This window comes from Parabacteroides massiliensis (assembly GCF_900155425.1).
Taxonomy (GTDB): Bacteria; Bacteroidota; Bacteroidia; order Bacteroidales; family Tannerellaceae; genus Parabacteroides; species Parabacteroides massiliensis.
This window is the reverse complement of sequence record NZ_LT700191.1, coordinates 206,177-230,534: the sequence shown is the minus strand read 5'-3', so window position 1 is coordinate 230,534 and position 24,358 is coordinate 206,177. Positions and strand designations below refer to the sequence as shown.

The window sequence follows — 24,358 nt, the reverse complement described above, 5'->3', positions numbered from 1 at the left end:
GTTAACTTTAATAGAAATAAATATGAAGATCAAAGTATTATTGTTGGCTCTTGGATGCTCAATGGTGTCGTTCGGAGCTTATGCACAAAAAGGTGTGGATACTGGTACTCCGTTCGGTTCTGGTGAAGATAGCGTACGTTGTATTACCAATATCAGCTTGTTTGTTCCTTACGCCAAAGCAGGGAATTTCAAGGATGCTTATGAATTCTGGCATCAGGCTTATACCGAATGTCCGGGAGCTCATAAGGATATCTACTTGTATGGCGTGAGAATCATGGACTGGAAAATCAATACCGAAAAAGATCCGGCAACGAAAGCGGCTCTTATCGATGATTTGATGAAAGTTTATGATACGCGTGTGAAATATTTCGGTAATGACCGGAAGTATGGCAAGGATTGGATTGTTGCCCGTAAGGCCGCTGATTATATCCGTCTTAAAGGAGATAATGCAGATCCGAAAGTGTATTATGCTTGGTTGAGCGATGTGATCAATGAATTTGGGGAAAATACCGAAGCAATGGGGGTATCCTTGTATATGATGGGATCTCACCGTCAACTGTTGGCCGATCCTAATTTCAAAGAAACTTATTTGGAGGACTATTTGAAATGTTCCAAGATTATCGCAACGCAGTTGGCTGCAGCTCAAGCAGCAAATAATGAGAAAGAAGTAAAGAACCTGACCACCTACAAGTCTGCTATTGATGGCGGTTTTGCAGGAAGTGGTGCTGCAGACTGCGAAACATTGCAGGGAATGTATGCTCCTAAGGTTGAGGCTGCAAAAGGAAATCTGGATGCATTGAAGGAAATCGTTTCTATGTTGAGACGTGTTCGTTGCCAGGAAATCGATGCTTTCTATACGGCAGCTGCTTATGCTTATGAACTCGAACCGAGTGCGGATGCCGCTTTGGGTATCGCAAAACAGGCTGTAAAAGCGAAGGATTACGACAAGGCTATCAAGTATTTCGAAGAAGCTGCCAACATGGAAACCGATGCTGTTTCAAAAGCTGAAGACTATTATTTGATCGGCGTGCTGTTGTTCGAACAAAATAATCTGTCGAAAGCAAGACAATATTGCCAGAAAGCAATCGAAACCAATCCTGATTACGGTGCACCGTACATCTTGATCGGTAACATGTATGCTAAATCAGCGAAATCTATTTATCCGAATGATCCCGTTTTGGCAAAAGCTGTTTACTATGCAGCTATCGATAAGTTTGAAAAAGCAAGACAGGTGGATCAGAATGTAGCAGAGGATGCCGGTAAATTGGCTAATACTTATCGTGCTCACCTTCCTTCTACGGAAGAAGTTTTCATGCACCCGGAACTGGAAAAAGGAAAAACTTTTAGAATCGGGGGCTGGATTGTTGAGACTGTCACAATCAGATAATTATGATTAAGAACCGTTTTCTTTGTAAAACGAATGAACAAGGCATAACAACTACCTTAGTGGTGGTTGTTATGCTTCTTTTATTTACAGCCTCTTGTAATGGCGATAAAAAAGAGGTGGTCGTGGTTGCTTTCGATCCGGAAACAACTTACACGTTGAGAACGACTGATTATACCACTCAGTTCTCCGATTCGGGAATTACGCGCTATCGTGCTACGGCTAAGGAATTCCTGAAATTCGATAAAGCAAAAGAGCCATTTTCGTATTTCCCTGAAGGTCTTTATGTGGAAAAATTCGACACGTTGTTTCGTACCGAAGCAAGTCTCAAGGCTGACACTGCCTATAACTATGAGAAACAAGGCTTATGGAAATGGGTCGGGAATGTAAAGGTGGAAAGCCTGGAAGGAAAAACATTTGAAACGTCTCTTCTTTTCTTTAATCAGAAAGAAGGGAAAATTTATACGGATAAATACATCCGTATACAAGAAGAAGATAAGATTATAACAGGTATTGGATTCGAATCGAATCAAGATATGACTCAATATAAAATATTTAATTCTCAGGGGGTATTCCCTGTCAGTGAATCGGCCACGGCCGATTCGACCAAAAATACAGTTCCGGCAGATTCCGTACCCGTAGCTGTCAATCCAGCTACGGCAACTGTTCCGCAGAAGGAACCGGCACAAATGGAAAAGCCGGATCCGCAAGAATTGATGCCGGTCGAGATGGATAAAAAGAAGTAATGGGTGCACTTACATACATATTAATATCATTGGCATTCTCTGCATTTTTCTCAGGAATGGAGATTGCTTTTATTTCCTCCAATAAGTTACGTTTTGAACTTGATAAAAAGGAAAAGAGCCTGACGAGTAAGATTCTGGATATATTTTACCGGAACCCACATCAGTTTATTTCAACAATGTTGGTCGGAAACAATATAGCACTGGTAGTCTACGGCTTGCAGATGGCGATTATACTGGAGCCGTTCATTGCACGTGTGATAAACAATGAAGCGTTGATTGTCTTGATTCAGTCTGTTATCTCGACTATCCTGATCTTGTTTACCGGGGAGTTTATTCCGAAAACGATTTTTAAGCTGAATCCAAACTTTTCGTTGACGATATTTTCGGTTCCTTTATTAATCATTTATATAGTGTTGTATCCGATTTCTAAATTTTCGTCTTTGCTCTCTTTCTTGATTTTGAAAATTGTAGGAGTAAAGAATGTGACCGAATCGACGCAGCGGGCACTGGGGAAAGTCGACCTTGACTATTTTATCCAGCAGAGTATTGAAGATGCACCTCAAAATTCGGATATGGATACGGAAGTTAAGATTTTTCAGAATGCACTTGATTTCTCGAATGTACGTTTGCGTGATTGTATTGTACCCCGTACGGAAATAGTGGCATGCGATAAGACGGCTACCCTTGAGGACTTGCGTTCTCGTTTTATAGAGACCGGACTTTCCAAGATACTTGTTTATAATGAAAATATAGATGATATTGTCGGATATATCCATTCTTCGGAATTATTTAAAAATCCGGAAGACTGGACACAGAGTATCCGGAGCGTCTCAATCGTCCCCGAAACGATGGCGGCCAATAAACTGATGAAAGTTCTGATGCAGGACAAAAAAAGTATGGCTGTCGTGGTGGATGAGTTCGGGGGGACTTCTGGAATCGTAACACTGGAAGACCTGGTGGAAGAAATATTCGGCGAAATAGAAGACGAACACGATATAAAGTCGTATGTCGCCAAAAAAGTGGGAGATGACGAATATCTGCTTTCCGGTCGTATGGAAATCGATGCGCTGAACGAAAAATTCGACTTGGAATTGCCGGAGTCAGACGATTATGTGACGATTGCCGGTTTTATATTGCACTTCTATCAGAAATTCCCGAAGTTGAATGAAACGGTTGTAATCGATAAATATTCTTTTAAAATCATAAAAGTAACGGCGACGAAAATCGAGTTGGTTCGTATGAAAGTAGTGGGTTGATTAAAAAAAGAGCGTAAAAAAGATGTGGCAATCTCTTTTTTTCGTATCTTCGTGCGCTTAAAATGTAGAATAATAAACTTTAAAATAGATAAAGATAAATGGCTACGCTGGAAAAAATCAGAAGCAAAGCAGGACTGCTGGTACTCGTTGTGGGAGTGGCATTGTTCGCTTTTATCATCGGTGACTTTTTGAACTCCGGTTCTACTTATTTCAGACAATCACAGGAGACGGTTGCGGAAGTAGACGGAGAAGTTATTAAAATTCAAGAATTTCAGGATCGTGTAGACGAAATGACTGAAATGTACAAAATGCAGACAGGTTCTACCAGTCTGCCCGAAGAGTACCAGACTCAAATCCGTCAGTCTGTATTCGACGGTATGGTGCAGGATGTCGTTTTGAACGAAGCAACTTCCAAATTAGGAATGGGTGTAGGCCCGGAAGAACTGTTCGATATGGTTCAGGGCGAAAACATTTCTCCGATGATCCAACAGATGCAGATGTTTGTGAATCCGCAGACCGGTGCGTTTGACAAAACAGCATTATTGAACTTCTTAAAGACTATCGACGATGATAATATCGCCAACTATCCTGCCGATCAGCAGGCACAGTTGTTGCAAGCCCGTCAGTTCTGGATGTTCTGGGAAAAGAATATCAAGCGTCAGCGTTTGGAACAGAAATATACGACTCTGTTGAGCAAGGCTGTTTCTGCCAACAAATTGGATGCAAAAGATGCTTTCGACGGTTCGGCCGTAAGTTCTGATATCGTTTATGCAATGCAGTCTTATGCTTCTATCCCAGATTCAACAATACAGGTAAGCAAGAGCGATATTGAAAAGCTGTACAATCAGCGTAAAGAGTTGTTCAAGCAGAAAGAAGGAAAAGTAATCAAATATATCGCTGTCGATATCCGTCCGAGTAAAGAAGACTATGACAAAGCGAGTGCGGAGATCGAATCTTTGAAGAGCGAGTTGGCTACTTCTGAAAAAGTGGCTGATTTGGTAACGGAAAATTCTGAAATACCTTATATGGATGCTTTCTTTTCAGAAAATGCACTGGATCCTGAAATGAAGCAATTCGTAAAGACAGCAAGTGTAGGTGACGTATACGGTCCTGTTTTTGAAAACGACAAATACAGACTGTTTAAGTTAGTCGATAAAACTGTTGCTCCCGATTCTGTAATGGTCAGCCATATAATGTTGGCAAATACAGGTGATGAAGCTGCTATCAAAGCAAAAGCCGATAGCTTGCTGAACGTGTTGAAGAAAGGTGGCGACTTTGCTGCCTTGGCTAAGGAATATTCAGCTGACCAGGCTGCTGAAAAAGGCGGTGAACTGGGTTGGTTTACTGAAGCGACTGCTTTGAGAGGTGTCAATGAAGATTTCAAAAAAGCAGTTTTCTCGACTCCTGTCAATGATTATTCAATTGTAAAATCATTGTATGGAACACATATCATCAAGGTTACCGATAAGACAGCTAATATTGATAAATATAAAGTGGCAGATATCGATATGACCGTATCTCCGAGCACGAAGACTTATGGTAATATTTATAATGAATTGAACCAGTTCATTTCAAAGAACCAGAATATGGATAAATTGGATGACGCCGCTAAGGAAGCCGGTTACAACCTGTTGTCTAATGTGACGGTGACCGCTAACGATCAGTTGCTGGGCTCTATCAAGAATTCACGTCCGGTAATCCGTTGGGCGTTCCAGAACAGCAAGGGCGATATTTCTGAAATCTTCGAATGTGACGATAAGTTTGTGATTGCTGCTATTCAGGGTACGTTGCCGGAAGGTTACCGTTCTTTGGAATCGGTTACTCCGATGTTGAAATCAGAGTTGATCGCTCAGAAAAAGGGAGAGAAGATCGCGCAAGACCTGTCTGCCAAGAATTTGAGTTCTGTCGATGCTTATGCTCAGGCTATGAATTCTTCTGTAGATTCTGTTAAGTTCGTTAGTTTTGCAACACGCCGTATCGCAGGGATCGGTGTTGAACCGAAGCTGAATGCAATGGTTTCTCTGGCTCAGAAAGACCAGTTGAGCGCTCCGGTTGCCGGCAATAACGGTGTATATGTATTCAAGGTATACGAACAGAACAAGGATGCCAAGAACTATGACGAAGCAGCCGAAATCAAAACATTGGATGCCTCTAATGCTTACCGCTTCGGTTTCCAGGCTATCCAATCGTTGGTAAACAAAGCTGATGTGGAAGATAATCGTATCCGCTTCTATTAATATGGAATTTAGAGGCAGGTGACTGCCCGTCTATCATAGGAACCGCCAATCGGCTACGATTGGCGGTTTTTTTATATCTTTGCATGAAAGAAACAGAAGAAGGATCATGAGTGAGAAAAGACGTTTGTTGGGAATGACTCTGGATGAGCTGAAAGGGGTTGCCGCCGAAGCCGGACTGCCGGGATATGCAGCCAAGCAGATGGCTGACTGGCTGTATAAGAAGAAAGTGACTTCTATTGCCGGCATGACGAATATTGTCGCGGCTAAACGAACCTTGTTGGAGGAAAACTTCGAAGTGGGAGCCGTACCTCCTTCCGATTTGATGAAATCGGTAGACGGGACTATCAAGTATTTATATCCAGCCGGACCCGGTAATTTTGTCGAATCCGTGTATATCCCGACGGAAGACAGGGCAACATTGTGTGTCTCCTCTCAGGTAGGATGTAAAATGAATTGCCTTTTCTGTATGACAGGCAAGCAAGGATTTACTAAAAACCTGTCGGCAAACGAGATCCTGAACCAGATACAATCTTTACCGGAAACGGAAGAACTGACCAATATCGTTTTTATGGGGATGGGAGAACCGTTGGACAATGTGGATGAACTGTTCAAAGTCTTAGAGATTCTGACGGCCCCTTACGGATACGGTTGGAGCCCGAAGCGGATCACGGTTTCGACTATCGGAGTCGCCAAAGGGTTAAAACGATTTCTTGAAGAGAGCGAATGTCATTTGGCTGTCAGCTTGCATTCACCTTATCCGGACGAACGGTTGTCCTTGATGCCGGTAGAAAAGGCTTTTCCTGCACGTGATATCATCGAGACGATCAAGCAATACGATTTTACGCATCAACGCCGTGTTTCCTTCGAATACATTGTTTTTAAAAATTTGAACGATGACCTTCAACATGCGAAAGCATTGGCTTGTTTATTAAACAAAATCCCTTGCCGAGTCAACCTGATCCGTTTTCATGCAATCCCCAATGTGCCGTTGGAAAGTTCGGATTTGGCAAGAATGGAAGCGTTCCGGGATACGTTGAATGCAGCCGGCATTGTTTGTACGATCCGTGCATCACGAGGGGAAGATATATTTGCCGCATGCGGAATGCTTTCTACGGCAAAGAAACAACAAAAAGAATAGAAATGATATCTTTTTGAGGGAAAGAAACTATATTTGTATAACAAAAAATTAAACAGGTATGAAAACACATTCTTTATTGATCAGCTTTTTAATGCTTCTTGTCATTATGGGAGCATGTAGCTCAGGTCCGGTGATGAGAAATGCCACCGGTTTCGCCTATGAGATTGTAGTGACGATGGATAAAGCTGACTGGGATGCTCCTGCCGGGAAAGCTATCAAAGCCGAACTGACTTCCGATATTCCGGGACTGCCGCAGGCCGAACCTGCTTTTAAGGTCACTTATGCGACTCCTGACCAGTTTAACGGTCTGTTGACATATGTACGCAATGTTTTGATTGTTAAAATAGATAAGACTCAGTATACGAAGGTTTCACTGAACTACGAGAATAATCGCTGGGCGAAAGGCCAGGTAGTGATGACATTGTCGGCTCCTGACGATGAAGCCATTCTTGAATATGTGAAAGCTCATCCGCGTAACATCGTTGAGTTTTTTACCAAGTGCGAGAGAAACCGTACTGTCGGCCAGTTGGAGAAAGAATACAGTCCGGTGGTTATGGATCATGTGAAGGATCGCTTCAATGTCATGTTGAGTGCACCGGCAAATATGACTTATTTCCGTGATACGACCGGCTTTTTCTGGGCTTCCAACAATGCCAATACGGGACGTTCGGATATTGTCGTATATGATTTTCCGTATAAGGATGCCGATACATTCACGGCCGACTATCTGATTGCAAAACGTGACTCTGTCATGAAGTTGAATATGCCGGGTACGTTCCCCGGATCTTATATGGCCACAGACACTGCATGGGTGACTTATACCCCGACAACGGTGAATGGCAAATATTGTGGTGTGCTGCGCGGTTTGTGGTATATGAAAGGCGATATGATGGGCGGTCCGTTTGTCAGCCATGCTCGTTTAGACGAAAAGAACAACCGGGTTGTAGTGGTTGAAGGCTTCGTGTTCGCACCGGAGACGGATAAGCGCAATTTTATCCGCCGTGTCGAGTCTGCGTTGTATACCTTGCGTCTGCCTGGTGAATTTGAAGAAACACCGGTGGAGAAACTGGATGTTCCCGAAGAGAAATAACAAAAGATTTGTGGTTTATGATTTAGAGCAGCGATGGAATAAATCATAAACCACAAATCATAAATCAAAATATATGGAAGAACGATTGATTAAGGTGGGCATTACCCACGGAGATATAAACGGTATCGGTTATGAGGTGATACTGAAAACATTGTCGGATGCCCGTATTGCCGAACTTTGCACACCGGTCATTTACGGCTCATCGAAGATCGCCGCATATCACCGGAAAGTATTGGAGTTACCAGCCGTGAATTTGAGTATCATCGCACAGGCCGAAGATGCAGGTATAAACCGGGTGAACATTATCAACTGTGTGGATGACGAGACTAAAGTTGAATTGTGCCAGTCTACAACTGCTGCCGGTGAAGCTGCTTATCTGGCTTTGGAGGCTGCTGTTACCGACTTGAAACGCGGTGCGGTGGATGTATTGGTAACAGCTCCGATCAATAAGCATAATATACAGAATGAACAATTCCATTTTCCCGGCCATACGGAATATTTGGAACAATGTTTCGGAGGTCTTGGGAAAAAGGCCTTGATGATTCTGATGAAAGACAATCTTCGCGTTGCGTTGGTGACAGGGCACATTCCATTGGCACAAGTCGCATCAAAGATTACCGTTGAAGATATAGTGTCCAAATTGCGTATTTTTAATCAATCGCTTAAACAGGATTTCGGAATCGTACGCCCCCGTATCGCTGTCCTTTCATTGAACCCGCATGCCGGAGACGCCGGATTGTTGGGGAAAGAGGAAGAAGAAATCATTATCCCGGCTATCCGGGAAGCGGAGAAGAGAGGAGTGATGTCCTTCGGGCCTTATGCAGCCGACGGATTCTTTGGTTCGCAGATGTACGATAAGTTCGATGGCGTGTTGGCCATGTATCACGATCAGGGATTGGCTCCGTTCAAAACACTGGCAATGGATGATGGTGTTAATTATACGGCTGGTTTGTCTATCGTACGGACTTCTCCGGCTCATGGTACGGCTTATGATATTGCCGGTCAGAATGTGGCATCTGAAGAATCTTTCCGTCAGGCCTTATATGCTGCTTTGGATATTTATCGGAATCGTATCCGTTATCGGGAGGCAACAGCCAACCCCTTGCGTAAGCAGTATTTCGATAAGGGTGGCGACAATGAAAAGCTCGATCTGACAAAAGAAGAAGACGAATAACCGATCTGCCCGAATCCGTCCTATCTTCGGGTGATTGACCCCGCCTGCTTGTGGAACTTTTCCTGTCATTTTTTTTTTGATAGGAAAAGTTTGTGTAAGTTTGCGGTTTCAAAAGGATATAAGTATTATGTTTAAGGATAAAACGATTGTATATACTTCAGGGACATTCGATATGTTCCATTACAACCATCTTCGGATGATAAACTATGCTCGCAGCCTTGCGGACATTTTGATCGTGGGGGTGAGTACGGATGAGTTGGTGTCTTCTTATAAGGCAAAACCGATTATTCCTTTTACAGAACGCCTGCAAATCATCGAAGCTCTGAAAACTCCCGATATTGTCATTCCACAACATACATTGGACCATTCCGAAATAGTCAAAAAGTTGAACATCGACGCTTTTGTCGTGGGAGACGACTGGTACGGCAAGTATGACTATTTGAAAGACTTGGGTGTCCAGGTTTTTTATTTCCCTTACGGAACAGGAGTTTCCTCTTCCAACCTGAAGAAAACAATTCATGATTCATACGAAGCGAATCTGAAGTCTCAACGGCAGTCTAAACCTGAATCCGTCAAGGGCTTCGGTGAAAAAGAATGAGGACGATGGTGGGAAAAAGGGTGTTGATTACCGGAGGAACGAAAGGAATAGGTAAAGCCGTTGCCTCTTGTTTGGCAAGAGTCGGGTACAGCCTGATTCTGACCTATGCTTCGGATGAGAAGGAAGCTCTTCGGGTTGCAGACGATTTATTGCAGCAATATAATGTAGATACTTGTGTTCTTCAAGCTGATATTTCTGATCGGAAATCAATCGAAAAGATAGAATCGTTTCTAACCGAGCGCTCTATGCGTTTGGATGTGGTAATCTTTAATGCCGGTTTGACCTGTCGTGATCCGTTTGAAGAACTGGATATGGCGGAATGGGAACGGGTCTTTTTTGCCAATGTGCATTTCCCGGTTTTCCTGTTGCAGCGTATTGCCGGTTTGATAAATAAGGGAGGAAGCATTGTCTTTACCGGATCTTTGATGGGAATACAGCCCCATTCGGTTTCGCTGGCATACGGCGTGACGAAGAGTGCCGTGCATGCGTTGGTGAAAAATCTGGTGAAGTTCCTGGTTCCGTATGAATTACGTGTGAATGCCGTGGCTCCCGGTTTTGTGGATACCGAATGGCAGAAAACGAAACCCGCCGAAATACGGCGTAATATAGAGAACAAGGTTTCATTAGGGCGTTTCTGTGATCCGGAGGAACTGGCAGAAGTGTATAAAATGTTAGTAGAAAATAGTTATTTTAATGGCGAAGTGATCGTTGTCGATGGCGGTTATTCGTATAAATGAAAGATAAATGAGCGACTTGGATAAAGAGTATGAGGCTTCGTTGAAGTCGATAGAAACAGAAAATAAGATTGACCGGATTTTTTATCGTCCCATTGGTTTTCGTATTGCCCGTATGTTAAGGGGGACAGGCATTACTCCCAATATGGTGACTGTTGTCTCTATTTTCGTAGGGGCGGCAGTGGGTTTCTTTTTTTATCATGATGATTTGATTTACAATGTTTGCGGTATCCTGTTGCTGGTGTTTGCCAATATTCTGGACTGTGTGGATGGGCAGTTGGCTCGCCTGACGGGGATCAAGTCAGCGATCGGTCGTATTTTGGATGGTTTTGCCGGAGATATCTGGTTTACATGTATTTATGTCGCTTTCGCCCTGCGTCTGTCTCATGACTATGGAACATACTGGTTCTTTGCATTGGCAGTTCTTTCCGGTTTGTCGCATTTGGTACAGGCGAATATTACGGACTACTACAAGACGCTTCATTTATATTTCATCAGTAAGGATAAAGGAGCGGAGTTCCAGTCGTTGGAACAGGTTCGTGCCCGCCATAAGGAGATGAAGTACGGCATCAATAAATTTTTCTATTTCCTTTATCGTGGCTATACGCTTTTGCAAGTGAAAGCCACTCCGTCTTTGCAAGGGATGCTTCGCAGCCTGCATGCACGCTATGGAGATGATATTCCGGAAGATATCCGTATCCGTTTCCGTAAGCAGAGCAAGGAGTTGATGCACATGATAGACTTGTTGACTTTTAACGGACGTACAATCGTGATGTTTATTGTGGTCCTGGTCGGTGAGGTCTGGATTTATTTCTTGTATGAGATAATCGTCTTAAATACCGTTTTGTTGCTTGCCATGAAAAAGCACGAAAAGATGTGTGCAACATTCTATAAATAAGATTTATGAAAGAGAGCGTAGTAGACATACATGATTTACAGGACGCTGCCCCGTTCTTTAGAAGCCGTTTTGGTACTTTCTTAGGAAAATTGCTGATCAAATGGTTAAGTATTGATAAGGTAAACAAGGTGCATGCCCGTAACTGCCATTTGCGAGGGGCGGAGTTTACAACGGCCTTGTTGAATGATCCGCTGATCAATGTCAAATATAACCTGCATAACGCCGAGGTTTTGGAGCATCTGCCTGAAGGGGCTTTTGCCACCGTCTCGAACCATCCGATCGGATCGATAGACGGGATTATGCTGATCGATATATTCGCTTCACGTCGTCCGGATTTCAAAGTGATGGTAAACGGAGTATTGACCAAGATCGGGGCTATGGGAGATAATTTCGTATCTGTCAAGCCCGATTCCAATAATCGGGGAGCCAACCTGAAAAATATAAACGGAGTCCGTATATCCTTGCAACAACTGAAAGAGGGACATCCGATGGGCTTTTTCCCTGCCGGAGGGATCTCTATGTATAATAAGCAGACGAAGAAAATACAGGATTTGCCCTGGACGCACAGTGTGATTCGTCTGATCCGGAAGGCAAAAGTGCCTGTATACCCTGTTTATTTTGATTTTCTGAATTCCGGCTTTTTCTATTGGTTGGGCCGGATCGATTGGCGTATCCGTACGTTGCGCATACCGGCCGAAGCTTTTAACAAGCGTGGGCGTACAGTCGATGTTTACGTCGGCGAGCCGATTTCTCCTGAAGAAATCCAAAATATTACCGACGACAAAGAGTTGGCCGAGTTTTTATATCGACGGACATACGGTGCTAAAAAATAACAAAGCTGTATAGAAACTGCTTACGGATTCGGTTAATTGGATTAAGATTTGTAATTTTGGCAGATAAAACTGAAATAATTACAGATAATAGAAGAAATTATGATAAAGGTTGACGTGCAGCAGATAAAACAGCGTTTTGGAATTATCGGCAATAATGCCGCCTTGAACCGGGCTATCGATGTAGCCCTACAGGTTGCTCCAACAGATTTGTCTGTGCTGATTACCGGCGAAAGTGGTGTCGGTAAAGAAACTTTTCCTCAGATAATACATCAGAACAGCCCGCGTAAACACGGACAATATATAGCCGTGAACTGCGGTGCCATTCCCGAAGGCACGATCGATTCGGAATTGTTCGGGCATGAAAAAGGCTCTTTTACGGGAGCACTGTCCGACCGTAAAGGGTATTTCGAGGTCGCGGATGGCGGGACGATCTTTTTGGATGAAGTGGGAGAGTTGCCCACCCCTACGCAAGCACGTTTGTTGCGTGTCTTGGAAACAGGAGAGTTTATCCGTGTCGGGTCATCCAAGGTCCAAAAAACGAATGTCCGCATCGTTGCGGCAACAAATGTCAATCTGACGCAAGCCGTAGCGGAAGGAAAATTCCGTGAAGATTTGTTTTACCGCCTGAGTACAGTGCCTATCCAAGTTCCTCCTTTGCGTGAGCGTGGAGAGGATATCATCTTGCTTTTCCGGAAATTTGCCAGCGACTGTGCGGAGAAATACCGGATGCCGCCGATCCGTTTGGACGAGGAAGCCCGCCAGTTGATGCTTTCCTACCGTTGGCCGGGGAATGTCAGGGAGCTGAAAAACATAACGGAGCGTATTTCTGTTATCGAAGAAAACCGGGATATCACCGCATCGGTGCTCCGTCTTTATTTGCCGGACCTGAATATCGAGAAATATCCGGTCCTTGTCAAGCAAGATTCCGACCAGAAGATATTCAACAGCGAACGCGAGATTCTGTATCAAGTGCTGTTCGACATGAAGAAGGATGTCAATGAGCTGAAGAAGCTGGTGCATGACATCATGGGAGGCAAAATGCCGATCGAGGTGCCGGAAGAATCGGCTGCCTATCCCCATCCGATCCATACCGTCCGTCCGGTTCCTCCCATCCAGGAAGCCGAAGCAGTGGAAGAGGCGGAAAGCTTGTCGTTGGAAGAGGTCGAGAAAGAGATGATCCGTAAGGCGTTGGAGAGACATAACGGTCGCCGTAAGAATGCCGCGGCCGATCTGAAGATATCGGAACGGACGCTTTACCGAAAAATAAAAGAATATAATCTGGAATAAAAGATGTTGAAGAATAAAAAGATATGGCTTTTCTGCCTGATCGGGCTGATTGTGACGGCTTGTTCGATCTCCTATAAGTTTAATGGCGCTTCGATCGATTATACGAAAGTCAAGACGATAACGATCAAAGATTTCCCGAATCAGGCTCCGTTAGTCTATCCGCCTCTTTCGCAAAAGTTTACGGAAGCACTGAAGGACATCTATATCCGTCAGACCCGCTTGCAGTTGGTGGGTAGCAACGGCGACTTGGATCTGGAAGGCGAAATTACCGGCTACGACCTGACTCCTATGGCTGTGAAAGAAGATGCTTATGCATCGCAGACCAAGTTGACGATCACGGTGCGGGTTCGTTATTCCAACCGGGTGAATCCGGATGAGGATTTCGAGCAGAGCTTTTCGGCATACCGCGAATTTGATGCGACCCAGATGTTGCAACAGGTACAGGACCAGTTGTCGGAAGAGATTATAGACGAACTTGTCGATCAAATTTATAATGCAACGGTTGCCAACTGGTAGAAATGAAAGCTGATGATCTATATCGACTGATGGAGAACCCGGCTCTGCTGACTGAGGAAACACTTCCGCAGTTAAAGCAGATAGTTGATGAGTTTCCGTATTTCCAGATTGCCCGGATGCTTTACCTGAAGAACCTGTCGGTCTTGAACGATATACGTTTTGGAGCAGAATTGAAGAAGATGGCGGTCTATGTCCCTGACCGCAGGAAGTTGTTTACCTTGATAGAAGGAGAGCGGTTCGGTTTGAAGTTCCAGCCCGTGAAAGAAGAAAAGCCGGTCCGTGAAGATGCTTTTTCATTGATCGATGCTTTCCTGTCCAATCGTGAGGAGGAAGAACCGAAAGCAGATGCCTCTCTTTTGTTCCAGCCGTCCGTTTCGTCAGATTACATCTATTGGTCGCTGACGAAAGAAAACGGGCAGGCGGAAGAAAAAGAAGAGGAAAAAGAAGTCCGTTTGCAGCACCACGACCTGATCGATTCTTTTATCAAAAACGAAGAGCAACGAACTCCCGGCAGCGGCTTGAATCTGGATATGGAGACAGCCGAAGCGTCTGCTCCCGGAAACCTGGCAGAGTTGGAGGAAAGCCAGCATAAACCGCTGGACGATTCCTATTTTACGGAAACATTGGCTCATATTTATGTAAAACAGAAGCGATATGAGAAAGCATTGCAAATAATTAAAAACTTAAACTTGAAATATCCAGAAAAAAATGTTTACTTTGCAGACCAAATCAGATTTTTGGAAAAGTTGATTATTAACACTAAAAAATAAAACAAAGATGTACGTATTTATTTCTATCTTAATCCTGATCGCATCTATACTATTGATCTTGATTGTATTGATTCAGAACTCGAAAGGTGGAGGTCTGGCTTCAGGATTCTCTTCTTCCAACCAAATTATGGGGGTACGCAAAACCACAGACTTTCTTGAAAAAGCAACTTGGACCCTTGCCGGTACTGTTGTTGTTTTGAGTATTGTGATTACTGCTTTCATTCCGAGAGCCCAGCACACGAATCAGTCTGAAATCAAAGAACAGATAAATAATGCTGTAACAATCGACCCGAATACGGTTGCTCCTGACTTTGGTACAGCCCAGCAGCCTGCAACAGCACCTGTTTCTTCCGATGAAGAAACTCCGGCTAACTAATCGGAAACGGATTTACCAGATAATATAGAGAGGCGTCCTGCAATAAGGATGCCTCTTTTTTTGTTTTATTTATGGAATTATCGATGAGTGGATAGGAATAATTTATCGTGGGCAATGCATATTTCTTGTATCTTTGTCTCTACAGGCAGATTTGCCGGTTTTAATTCATAAATGTAAGTATGGACTTGATTAACTTTGACGGACTGTTGATAGGCATTGTAACTTTTTTGATTATCGGTTTTTTTCATCCGGTTGTAGTGAAAGCTGAATATTATTGGGGCACGAAATGCTGGTGGATCTTTCTCGTTTTGGGAATAGCAGGAACGGTCGCTTCCCTGCTGATTGAAAGCGTTTTCGTCTCGGCTATCTGCGGTGTCTTTGCTTTTTCTTCTTTCTGGACGATAAAGGAAGTTTTCGAACAGGAAGAACGCGTCTTGAAAGGCTGGTTTCCCAAGAATCCCAAACGTACTTATCCGGAACATAAGCCTTAATCGCGAGGTTCTTTATGCTTAATCAGCGATCTATATAGGATTTTTCCCTGAAACAGCTTGAAAAACTTTTTTAGATCCGGGTGTCGGGATATGGGAGACCCGGGTGTGGAGGATGTGAAGATCCGGGTCTCCATGAAACCGAAACGGGGATGTGGAACTGTTTATCTGCCTTGTTAGGAAAACATTTATGCCCTGTTTCAGCTTTTGATCCGGTGGAATATGTGTTTTTGACACAAAAGACCATTATGCCTGTAAATGATTAGTTTAATTCATATAAGCATAAGTGTCATATTATCAATAATATAGATAAAACTACCAGCAAAAAACATGATAGTCGCATGATGGTAGCATGATAGTTAAAACCAGGAACTATCATGCCTTGAGGCCTTGAATGACAAACCCTAAAGAGTAACAATGATAGTATGATGGTTCTTTTGCAAATCTTATATAAGAGATACAAGATTATATTTTGAAATTATTCTTAATGAGAGATTGAAAAAAGCTGAAATAATATCTGGCTTTATTTTTCATCAAATATTTTGTTTATGAATTTAATCATAATGAATTATATTATATTTTTTTACTATCTTAGCCACATATATCAAAAGGTGTTTATACATATATGAGTAAACAAGACTCAACAAAAGGTGACAAGGAAAATAATATTTCACAGACATTAGAAGTTTCATATAAGCAATATTACAATTTATTGTATAATTATGGTATGAAGTTAATTTGTAATCCTGATTTAGTTCAAGATTTTATACAAGATATTTTTATTAAACTTCATAAAAGAGAAGAAATCAATTTGATAACCAATTTGAAGGTCTATCTGCTTCATGCAATGCGTAATACAGTATATGATTATTATAGTAGTCGGAAAGAAACGATCAGCATTGACGAAATGGATTTTTTTATTCCAGAGGATGATCTTATTTTGCGAAAATTGCATTCTAAAGATGATAATGAGTTGCGAAAACGACAGAATCTGATACAAGCTATTCGATCATTATCGGGACAACAGAAACAAATTCTCTATTTGTTTTACATAAAAAATTTATCCCATAAAGAAATATCCGAAGTTTTGAATATCAGCCCACAATCATCTATGAATTCTTTGTCTAAATCTATCCGTAAATTGCGGATTCTATTCAATCAGAAATAGGAGGATTTTCGAGAATATTGTGCGTATCCGCAGTATATTATATTTCTGCAACTTCTTTTCGTACTGTCATAACATTTTGTTAGCCATGAAGTTACTGATGAAAGAAGTTGCAGAAAACACGAGGTTTACCGGAGGCTTATAAAAGCTTCTATTCTATAACAAATACAGTTAATACGGCAGCATGATCACTAGGCCATACATCGTCGATTTCTGGCATTGTACGTACAATCTTAGATGACAAGGTCCTTAAATTCTTACCTTTACTGTAAATAAAGTCTATTCGAGAAGTTTGAGATTGTCCATATATTACAGCAAATGTTCCTTCCCCCCGTTCTGCTTCGTTAGGATATATTTCACGGAAAGTATCTTTAAATCCATTATTTTGCATATAACGTGAAATAGGTAACTCTTCTGCTACATATCCAAAATGAAGGGGAGCCGCTTTATGTGTCCAATCTAAATGGCTACCGGAATTGAAGTCACCTCCGATAATAATGGGTGTGCTTTCACTAATATAAGGAGATAGATCATTCTCTATTAATCGTTGGATATCGACTAACCCCAATATACTGTCTTCTGCTACCCATCCAGAAGGTTTCATCCCATAATTAGCTATAGAACTTGCATATGCTGGTCTATGAGCATATCGTAGCCAACAGCCATTTACATAAATTTCTTTACCATTTGGCATTTGAACAAACGCAGGATTGGAAAAGAATTTGTTCTTCGTGTTTATTTTCTTTAATGGATAACGACTGTATAAACACAGATTGTCTTTTAGAGAAGGTGTCTGTAAATAAAAACCTAAGGCATCAGCTATTTTTTTTTGAGAACCATATCCTTCCTGCATTGTTATTATGTCTGCGTTAGAATGTTTTATCAAATTGATGATACGTTCAGGTCCATTTTTCCCAAGGTGGTTACCTCCATGCCAAATATTCCATTGTAAAACTCTTAAGACTTTAGGATTGCTATAGCTGTTTGTTGTAATCGCAATAGGTAAACAGTCTTTAGCATGAATCGGGAGAATATATTTGTTATTAATTTTCACTGTTTTAAGATATGCTTCAATGCGATTACCCAAAGACGCATCTGCAGCAATGTCTGCCGTTATTAATATATAATTAGTTCCGTGTTTTAATTGAGTGAATTCATTTTTTGGAAGTTGAATTGTAATTTTAGAACTTTTTACTTGCAAACCACCTTCTATTAATTCTATGAGAGTTTCCGAATGTGGTTTTGAACCTGCATTATAAACATGTATCCGTTCAATATCTGCTAATGAGGAACAAGTACTAAAATCTAATGTTAATTCTCTTACTGATTTTGGATTTTGCTTTCCTTGTGTTTCTATTTTTAACTTCAATAATTGAAAGTCATGTTCCCCTTGTTGCGCATCCCATTCTGTCGGCAATACGACTGTTTTGAATAGTTTTTGTTTTTTTAAATCAGTATGAAACAGTTTATTATCATTCTCTACAATATAAGCCAAAGGTTGTTTCTCATACTGTTTCAAACGCCCATTACGTATGTGGAAAGACATGCGTCCTTCTGCTGCTCTATTAAGGGAAATATCGTCGGATAAATCATCAAAATTGTAATACCCTTTTAATTTATCAAATTGGGGATGACGGTTAGTTAACGGGCGATACATCCAGGCTTTCAGCTCTTTCTTGGTTAATCCAGTGGTCCATATTCGGACCTCATCGATTAGTCCTCCAAAAATACTATTGGAAGATTCATTAATGCCGATGGCTCCAGGTAAGATAACTGTGGCTGTATCTTTATGCGCAACCTCTTCGCCATTGAGATATAGTTTGATAGAAGTGCCATTGCAAGTTGCTGCCACATGGCTCCACTGATTTACCGGAAGTTTACATCCGGTAAGGTCTGCTCCGAAATTATATAAATATCCTTTTTTTATTATTAATGGCAAGTAATCCAAAGAATTTAATTTACTGTATTCTCCTCCACCAATAATGACTTCTTGCTCTTTCCAAACATCGTCATCAGGTTTGATCCATGCTTCTAATGTCCAATTACGACAAATGCTATCCATTCCTATGCGTAAGTTGTTATCTTTACCGTCTATATGTACTGCAAAATTTGTTTGTGCATATAATGATAAATGAAAAACAACTCCTAATAGTAAAAATAGTTGTTTTTTCATGTTTATTTAAATTAAATTGATCGTATATGGTTGGATTTGTTATTGTTTTAGTTTATGTTTTTTTCTTAATCTCCTTGAGAATTCATCAGCTACATACGGATTCTGTTTGTGCCAATTTTGATTCTCAAGGAGATAAATACTATATTAACATAAATCTGTTTTCATATTAATTGTAATATGGGTTTTGTACCAACTGAGGCATCTTATTCGTTTCATCCATCGGTATCGGCATTAGATATTGTCCTTTGTGGAAGTTACGTGCTAAAGGAACTTCGTGTATTTGAAAGAAGCCTTCGTCATCATCTGCAGATACATTCAAGCCTAAATCGGGAACTCCCAACCATTTTTCTGCAATTTTCCAACGACGAATGTCAAAGAATTTATATCCTTCCAAATAGAACTCCAATAAACGTTCCTGTCTTACGATTTCTCGCAAACCTTCTTGTGTATTTTGATAACCAGGTTGCGTGGAATAATTATTCCAAGCCTCATCAACGGTTGGAATACCGGCACGAATACGAATTTTATCGATATAAGTTTTTGCAGTTTGCAGATCTTCACCTATTTCAATCAGAGCTTCAGCATAATTCAAATAAATTTCTGCCATACGGAAAATAGGTAATGGATACTTTACTGGTCCGGTTTCATAGCTGGGATGAATTAACTTTTTATTATGATAACCCGTCACGGAATAATATAAATCTTGATTACGTTTACCATGTTTGTCACTATTACGTAATTCTTCAATGATAACCCGTTTTGCCGGATCCGCATTAGTTAATTGCCCGTCATATTTGGTAATCTCAAAGAAGCCATGATGGAAACCAATGTTGGCATAAAAACGTGGTTCTCTATCCAAATGTAACTTTATAGAAGTACCGTTACTGACATCGGAGTAGTTATTTCCGTCATAATTTATAGGTAATTCAATAATATCAAAGCGTCCGTCATAATCATAGGTCTTATCTTTATTGATGGGTAAACCGTTTTTGGTATAGAAGTATTCTACCATTTGCAGTGTCGGTGCGATACCTCCGGATCCAGTATATACAATCTTTTTGAATTGTCTGGGAATGGATCTGTTCTGGATATCATAATGTCCTTCTTTTCTTGTATCGGCAAAAATCACTTCCGGATTTAGTATTGAGAAATCGGAAACTGAATAGCGGATACGGCGTTGGGCCGGATTGGATAAACAGGGACGTTTTTCATCCGGTTTTCCTGCATCTTGATCGTCATATAAACGAAAACCTAATTTTTCTAATTCATGAATGGCTTCCAATGTGACTTGTGCACTTTTTTTCCATTTATCTACGGAATATTCTTGAGAAATTAAATGTCTTCCATCTATTTTACTTTTAAAATCGGCATACATGTCACTATTTCCATTGAATAGGGGAGAAGCAGCATATAAGTACATACGGGATTTTAATGCATACACCGCAGCCTGTGTGGCTCGACCGAAATCAACACCTGAATAAGTGGTAGCCAGATCAGGGAAAGCCTCATCCAGCTTACGATTTATAAAATCTACGACATCGTCAAAACTGCTACGTTCCGGAAGCTCGGATGTATCCAGTTTTGGATCGTATAATTTATCTATAATACATGTCGGTCCGTATAGGCGTAAAGATAGAAAATGATAGTAGGCAATCAGAAAATTAGCTTCACCTCGATAATGTTGTAAGTCTGAAGGCACTAATCCTTTTGCCTTGTCCAAAATATCTAAGAACATATAACACCGTCGGATACCTTCCCAAATGGGAGACCAGGTGTCTACGGTCATGTGTAGACTGGAAGGTCCGTAGGTCCCTTCATTGAAAGTCGAGAATTTTTCTTTCCGATAGAAAGAAATCTCTGCACCACACGTCATCCAATAACCATGGCTGCTAATATCTCTATTGGCAGGTAAATAAGCATAACAAGAGTAAAGGTAGTCTCGTACTAACTCTGGAGTTTCATATGTATCTTCTTCTTTTACAATTTCGTCCGGAACAATATCCAGATAGTTACAAGAAGATAATCCTAACAATAATAAGAGGAAGCTATGGAATAAATATTTTAGTTTCATAATATGATATATATATAATGATTGATTATTGTATGGTCATTTGGAAACCGATATTAAACACTCTTTGTGTAGGATAGCGAAGTCCATTTCCACTTCCCATTTCCGGATCCCACTGTTTAAACGGAGAGAATGTTAATAAATTCGCTCCACTTATATAGAAACGCATTTTTTTCCAGGTGTAACCGATTTCTGCATTTTTCAATTTCAGGAAAGCTGCGTTTTTCAACCAATATGTAGAATATGGAGTGTTATTGTTGTTATCGTCTTTGGTCAAACGGGGGTATTGAGCTTGAGGATTTGGATTGTCCACACTCCAATGGTCATCCGCGATAAATTGAAACATACTTTTAATGGAAAGAGTTCCAAAGGGATGTATATCATACATCATTAAAGAAGAACGGGCAGCCCCTTGGAAAAAGAGAGAAAAATCCCAGTTCTTCCATTTCACAGACGGACCAAATCCGTATACAACTTCCGGGTCAGTCGGATGCCCTATGGGAACACGGTCGTTACTATTGATTATATCATCATATTGACCTTCGGCATTGGGTTGATTTTTGTATTTGATATCACCTGGCAATGGATTATAACCTAAATCTTGGCGTGGTGAATTATCAATTTCTGCTTGGTCTGAAAATAATCCTTCTGCTACATATCCCAAATAGACTCCCATCGAGTGTCCCACTTTTGATAAGCCCGGATATTCCCAATAAGGAGGTTCGTCCATTTTTAATATCTTATTGTGAGCAAGAGTAAATGTCCCTTTGAAAGATAAGAAAAGATCTTTATTTATTTGCTTGTTATAGTCTATTGCAAAATCCAAGCCCTTATTTTCCATTTCTCCATTATTAGAAGTGATTTTAGTGTTACCAGTACCCATGATTTCAGGAACAGAATTCTCGCGTGTCATAAAAATGTCACGTCTTTTCTCTTTGAATATATCAAATGTTACATTCAAATCGTTGAATAGCTGCAGGTCTATACCCAAATTTATTTTTTCTCCGACTTCCCATGTTAAGTCTGGATTATAGTATCTGTTCCATATAGGGCCAGCGTAAGACGTATTTTGATCTAAACCTGTAGTATAACTTTTACTACCGCCAAGCACTAAGTCTTCCATGTAAGCAAAACGACCGGCATTTGTGGCATCATTACCTACCAATCCCCACGATCCTCTGATTTTCAAATTGGAAATAGCTGAACGTATAGGTTCCCAAAACTTTTCGTTTGAGATATTGTATCCTAAGGCTACGGAAGGGAAGAAGCCGAAGCGATGTCCTTTAGCAAAATTTTCGGAACCATTATAACCAAAATTGACTTCAGCAAAATAACGTCCATCGTATGAATAAGAAGCTCGTCCGGCAATACCTTGTTTGCGCTGTGGAAGAGAAGAGAAAAAATCTGTTGGACCGTTTATTTCATATTGTTCTTGATTATATAGAAACATCAGGTTTACATCATGGGTTTCATTGAATGTACGGTTGTAATCCAAAATGGCTTGAAAATACATTTTGCGATTACCTCCCTGGGAACCGTCGTTTTGCAAAGCTGTACTTACCTCATCTCCAATACGGGAAATTTCATAATCAAGACTTTCTGGATCATAAGAAGACAAATAGTAGTGATTATAACCGGCTTGGCGGGTGACCATGGAATAACTGTAATTTTTAAAAGAGAATAATCCATTGAATTTTAATCCCGGGGTTATCATCGCTAAATCTTGCGTTAGCTTGAAATTAGCCGTAATGGTTGTTTGACGATTGCTTTTATATCCGGTAACATAGTTGGCAATAGGATTTCCGTACCAACCTTGTCCTTGGGTACCTCCTTGTTTGTCTCCCCAAAATACGATGTCACTGTCAGGGTTGTCAGACGGGAAAAGTATAGGAAAATCTACAGGGTTGGCTTTCAATGCTGACTGAAATATGTTATCCACATTGGCAACTGGTGATTTTTTGTCTGCAACAGATAAATTCAAACCCAGTGAAATCTTTGTTGTCGAAGTAAGGTATACATTCAGGTTATTGATGAAATCGTAATTGAAGTTACGCACATTGTTATTATAAGAAAAGTAATCTTCGCTTAATGATTTCAGATGTCCTCCATAATGTTTAAAACTTGCACTCATGAAATAGTCCATTTTTGAGCTGCCTCCCCGTATGTTCAAGTTCGCTCTTTCTGAGAATGCGCTATTGTTAAACATCTCGTCATACCAATTTATATTCGGATATATATATGGATTCACTTTTGCCTTTGTTGCATCTATTTTCTCTTGGGAATAGGGGGCAACGTCGCAACCGGGACGGGAGACCGCTTCGTTAAACATTTCCATATAAGTGATTCCGTCAACCATTTCGGGGGTTCGCGTCATGGAAGAAATGGAACCTTCCATGCGGAAGTTGATTATGGGTTTATCTAAGTTCTTGCCATTTTTAGTAGTGACTATCATCACACCGTTAGCACCGCGAGTTCCATACAGGGCTGTAGCTGTAGCATCTTTTAGTATAGAAAAACTTTCAATGGCTTCTGGATCAAGTGAATTTAACTCAGAGGAATTGATTTCTACACCATCCATGATAATTAGGGCTCCAGTCGCGCCACTGAATGTAGACTTACCGCGTATCCAGAAATTAGCCCCGTCGGCTCCAGGTTCGCCACTGCGTTGAACGGCAATGATACCGGCCATACGTCCGGCAAAGGCAGTACTCAAACTGGATGACGGTACTTTTAATTCTTGAGGCTTAATTTGTTGGACTGCACCTACTAATGATTCTTTTTTTTGTCCGACACCAAAAGCTGTTACAACCACTTCACTCAACATTTCAGTAGCTTCTTTCAATGCAATTGTATAAATATTGGTCTTATCCACCACGCGTCTTTCTTCTTCATAACCGATAAAAGAGATTGCCAAGCTGTCACCCTCGGAACATTCTAATGTGAACTCGCCGTCAACATTGGAAGTAGTGCCATTGGTTGTTCCTTTCACCATGATAGTTGCTCCAATAACCGCTTCAGACGTTTGGGCATTAGTGATAATACCTCGTATCACTTTCTTTTTTTCATTTTGTTGTTTGCCCTTTTCTTGCTGGTTGGTTGATTCTTGGATAGAATTCACGATAACCTGTTTCCCATCAATTTCATAGGTCAGTCCCGTATTCGTCAAAAGTTCATCCAATATCTGTTTGAGGCTTTTCTCATGAATGTTGATATCTACTTTTTTCAAGATACTTTTGTTCGTAGAATACAAAAATACATAATCGCTATTTTTTTCGATGTGATTGAAAACAGCCTGTAAGGCAACATCATGCATTTCAAATGTAAATACTTTTTCTTGTGGCTCAGCCGCGTATGCAGGAATAGAAAAAGCTATGTAAAAAAATACTAACATCGCTCCAAGGAGAGCTTTCCTTTTCAAAGAATTCAT

20 protein-coding genes are annotated in these 24,358 nt (G+C 41.1%); 17 read left to right on the top strand and 3 right to left on the bottom strand.

From position 1 onward, the window contains the following. The first annotated feature begins 22 nt into the window (after positions 1 to 22). The 17 genes from BQ9893_RS12030 (at position 23) to BQ9893_RS11950 (ending at position 16,693) form a co-directional block, all read left to right on the top strand. Positions 23 to 1,387, top strand: a complete 1,365-nt coding sequence (locus BQ9893_RS12030; protein ID WP_075966263.1) for a tetratricopeptide repeat protein — start codon at positions 23 to 25, stop codon at positions 1,385 to 1,387. Positions 1,388 to 1,389: 2 nt separating this feature from the next. After that, entirely contained in the window at positions 1,390 to 2,130 is a 741-nt protein-coding gene (gene lptC, locus BQ9893_RS12025; protein ID WP_075966262.1) for an LPS export ABC transporter periplasmic protein LptC, read from the top strand. After that, on the top strand, positions 2,130 to 3,386 hold the full coding sequence (locus BQ9893_RS12020) for a hemolysin family protein (RefSeq protein ID WP_075966261.1): 1,257 nt from the start codon (positions 2,130 to 2,132) through the stop codon (positions 3,384 to 3,386). Before lptC ends, BQ9893_RS12020 begins: the two co-directional genes overlap by 1 nt. A gap of 98 nt (positions 3,387 to 3,484) precedes the next feature. After that, a complete protein-coding gene (locus BQ9893_RS12015; RefSeq protein ID WP_075966260.1) occupies positions 3,485 to 5,623 on the top strand; it encodes a peptidylprolyl isomerase in 2,139 nt (712 codons plus the stop codon). Between the two features lie 106 nt (positions 5,624 to 5,729). Beyond that, the gene (gene rlmN, locus BQ9893_RS12010) at positions 5,730 to 6,761 is read left to right on the top strand and encodes a dual-specificity RNA methyltransferase RlmN (RefSeq protein ID WP_075966259.1); all 1,032 of its coding nucleotides are present in this window, start codon (positions 5,730 to 5,732) and stop codon (positions 6,759 to 6,761) included. Between the two features lie 58 nt (positions 6,762 to 6,819). Next, positions 6,820 to 7,851 carry a DUF4837 family protein gene (locus BQ9893_RS12005; RefSeq protein WP_075966258.1) on the top strand — a complete coding sequence of 344 codons (1,032 nt, stop codon included), beginning with the start codon at positions 6,820 to 6,822 and terminating at the stop codon, positions 7,849 to 7,851. Positions 7,852 to 7,924: 73 nt separating this feature from the next. Next, positions 7,925 to 9,025, top strand: a complete 1,101-nt coding sequence (gene pdxA, locus BQ9893_RS12000; RefSeq protein WP_075966257.1) for a 4-hydroxythreonine-4-phosphate dehydrogenase PdxA — start codon at positions 7,925 to 7,927, stop codon at positions 9,023 to 9,025. 127 nt (positions 9,026 to 9,152) lie between these two features. Further along, a complete protein-coding gene (locus tag BQ9893_RS11995; RefSeq protein ID WP_005636362.1) occupies positions 9,153 to 9,623 on the top strand; it encodes an FAD synthase family protein in 471 nt (156 codons plus the stop codon). Positions 9,624 to 9,631: 8 nt separating this feature from the next. Then, positions 9,632 to 10,360 carry an SDR family NAD(P)-dependent oxidoreductase gene (locus BQ9893_RS11990; protein WP_167369887.1) on the top strand — a complete coding sequence of 243 codons (729 nt, stop codon included), beginning with the start codon at positions 9,632 to 9,634 and terminating at the stop codon, positions 10,358 to 10,360. Positions 10,361 to 10,367: 7 nt separating this feature from the next. Next, entirely contained in the window at positions 10,368 to 11,255 is an 888-nt protein-coding gene (locus BQ9893_RS11985) for a CDP-alcohol phosphatidyltransferase family protein (protein WP_075966256.1), read from the top strand. A gap of 5 nt (positions 11,256 to 11,260) precedes the next feature. Next, the gene (locus BQ9893_RS11980) at positions 11,261 to 12,088 is read left to right on the top strand and encodes a lysophospholipid acyltransferase family protein (protein ID WP_075966255.1); all 828 of its coding nucleotides are present in this window, start codon (positions 11,261 to 11,263) and stop codon (positions 12,086 to 12,088) included. A 99-nt stretch (positions 12,089 to 12,187) separates the two neighbouring features. Beyond that, complete coding sequence (locus BQ9893_RS11975) at positions 12,188 to 13,375, top strand: sigma-54 interaction domain-containing protein (RefSeq protein WP_075966254.1); 1,188 nt, start codon at positions 12,188 to 12,190, stop codon at positions 13,373 to 13,375. 3 nt (positions 13,376 to 13,378) lie between these two features. Beyond that, complete coding sequence (gene lptE, locus BQ9893_RS11970) at positions 13,379 to 13,891, top strand: LptE family protein (RefSeq protein ID WP_075966253.1); 513 nt, start codon at positions 13,379 to 13,381, stop codon at positions 13,889 to 13,891. A 2-nt stretch (positions 13,892 to 13,893) separates the two neighbouring features. Then, on the top strand, positions 13,894 to 14,661 hold the full coding sequence (locus BQ9893_RS11965) for a hypothetical protein (RefSeq protein WP_075966252.1): 768 nt from the start codon (positions 13,894 to 13,896) through the stop codon (positions 14,659 to 14,661). A 7-nt stretch (positions 14,662 to 14,668) separates the two neighbouring features. Beyond that, entirely contained in the window at positions 14,669 to 15,037 is a 369-nt protein-coding gene (gene secG, locus BQ9893_RS11960) for a preprotein translocase subunit SecG (protein ID WP_075966251.1), read from the top strand. Between the two features lie 179 nt (positions 15,038 to 15,216). Next, positions 15,217 to 15,528, top strand: a complete 312-nt coding sequence (locus tag BQ9893_RS11955; RefSeq protein ID WP_075966250.1) for a DUF4491 family protein — start codon at positions 15,217 to 15,219, stop codon at positions 15,526 to 15,528. A gap of 622 nt (positions 15,529 to 16,150) precedes the next feature. After that, complete coding sequence (locus tag BQ9893_RS11950; RefSeq protein WP_075966249.1) at positions 16,151 to 16,693, top strand: RNA polymerase sigma factor; 543 nt, start codon at positions 16,151 to 16,153, stop codon at positions 16,691 to 16,693. A 148-nt stretch (positions 16,694 to 16,841) separates the two neighbouring features. Here the strand turns inward: BQ9893_RS11950 and BQ9893_RS11945 are convergent, their stop codons facing one another. The 3 genes from BQ9893_RS11945 to BQ9893_RS11935 form a co-directional block, all read right to left on the bottom strand. Next, a complete protein-coding gene (locus tag BQ9893_RS11945) occupies positions 16,842 to 18,863 on the bottom strand; it encodes a LamG-like jellyroll fold domain-containing protein (RefSeq protein ID WP_075966248.1) in 2,022 nt (673 codons plus the stop codon). Between the two features lie 166 nt (positions 18,864 to 19,029). Further along, a complete protein-coding gene (locus BQ9893_RS11940; RefSeq protein ID WP_075966247.1) occupies positions 19,030 to 20,934 on the bottom strand; it encodes a RagB/SusD family nutrient uptake outer membrane protein in 1,905 nt (634 codons plus the stop codon). A 25-nt stretch (positions 20,935 to 20,959) separates the two neighbouring features. Continuing rightward, positions 20,960 to 24,358: a TonB-dependent receptor gene (locus tag BQ9893_RS11935; RefSeq protein WP_075966246.1), complete on the bottom strand. Its 3,399-nt coding sequence runs from the start codon at positions 24,356 to 24,358 to the stop codon at positions 20,960 to 20,962.

Coding starts and splice junctions, on each gene's coding strand:
- BQ9893_RS12030 (WP_075966263.1), top strand. CDS start 23: ATGAAGATCAAAGTATTATTGTTGGCTCTTGGATGCTCAATGGTGTCG.
- lptC (WP_075966262.1), top strand. CDS start 1,390: ATGATTAAGAACCGTTTTCTTTGTAAAACGAATGAACAAGGCATAACA.
- BQ9893_RS12020 (WP_075966261.1), top strand. CDS start 2,130: ATGGGTGCACTTACATACATATTAATATCATTGGCATTCTCTGCATTT.
- BQ9893_RS12015 (WP_075966260.1), top strand. CDS start 3,485: ATGGCTACGCTGGAAAAAATCAGAAGCAAAGCAGGACTGCTGGTACTC.
- rlmN (WP_075966259.1), top strand. CDS start 5,730: ATGAGTGAGAAAAGACGTTTGTTGGGAATGACTCTGGATGAGCTGAAA.
- BQ9893_RS12005 (WP_075966258.1), top strand. CDS start 6,820: ATGAAAACACATTCTTTATTGATCAGCTTTTTAATGCTTCTTGTCATT.
- pdxA (WP_075966257.1), top strand. CDS start 7,925: ATGGAAGAACGATTGATTAAGGTGGGCATTACCCACGGAGATATAAAC.
- BQ9893_RS11995 (WP_005636362.1), top strand. CDS start 9,153: ATGTTTAAGGATAAAACGATTGTATATACTTCAGGGACATTCGATATG.
- BQ9893_RS11985 (WP_075966256.1), top strand. CDS start 10,368: ATGAGCGACTTGGATAAAGAGTATGAGGCTTCGTTGAAGTCGATAGAA.
- BQ9893_RS11980 (WP_075966255.1), top strand. CDS start 11,261: ATGAAAGAGAGCGTAGTAGACATACATGATTTACAGGACGCTGCCCCG.
- BQ9893_RS11975 (WP_075966254.1), top strand. CDS start 12,188: ATGATAAAGGTTGACGTGCAGCAGATAAAACAGCGTTTTGGAATTATC.
- lptE (WP_075966253.1), top strand. CDS start 13,379: ATGTTGAAGAATAAAAAGATATGGCTTTTCTGCCTGATCGGGCTGATT.
- BQ9893_RS11965 (WP_075966252.1), top strand. CDS start 13,894: ATGAAAGCTGATGATCTATATCGACTGATGGAGAACCCGGCTCTGCTG.
- secG (WP_075966251.1), top strand. CDS start 14,669: ATGTACGTATTTATTTCTATCTTAATCCTGATCGCATCTATACTATTG.
- BQ9893_RS11955 (WP_075966250.1), top strand. CDS start 15,217: ATGGACTTGATTAACTTTGACGGACTGTTGATAGGCATTGTAACTTTT.
- BQ9893_RS11950 (WP_075966249.1), top strand. CDS start 16,151: ATGAGTAAACAAGACTCAACAAAAGGTGACAAGGAAAATAATATTTCA.
- BQ9893_RS11945 (WP_075966248.1), bottom strand. CDS start 18,863: ATGAAAAAACAACTATTTTTACTATTAGGAGTTGTTTTTCATTTATCA.
- BQ9893_RS11940 (WP_075966247.1), bottom strand. CDS start 20,934: ATGAAACTAAAATATTTATTCCATAGCTTCCTCTTATTATTGTTAGGA.
- BQ9893_RS11935 (WP_075966246.1), bottom strand. CDS start 24,358: ATGAATTCTTTGAAAAGGAAAGCTCTCCTTGGAGCGATGTTAGTATTT.